Genomic DNA, 205 nt, shown 5'->3' with positions numbered 1-205 from the left:
GTGGTCCATGTCTTCTTCGGTGCCTGGAAGCCCGTGCCGGTGCTGTACCAGGTGTAGACCGACGAGATGTTCTTGCCGTCGGCCGACGTGCCGCCGTCGTAGAAGACGGAGACGTCCGCCTTCCCGTCGCCGTTGTAGTCGCCGGCGGTGAACTGGCTTGCGGTCCAGCGGAAGGAGCCGGTGCTCTCCCACTTCAGGCTCGGTG

1 pseudogene is annotated in these 205 nt (G+C 65.4%); it reads right to left on the bottom strand.

Annotation, left to right across the window (positions count from 1 at the left end):
- A pseudogene (locus FVS66_RS01730) lies at window positions 1-205 on the bottom strand (FG-GAP repeat protein); the annotation flags it as partial.

Source organism: Streptomyces sp. TRM49041, assembly GCF_008271805.1.
Lineage (GTDB): Bacteria > Actinomycetota > Actinomycetes > Streptomycetales > Streptomycetaceae > Streptomyces.
The sequence above is the reverse complement of the archived record's forward strand: the minus strand, read 5'-3'. Positions and strand labels throughout refer to the sequence as shown.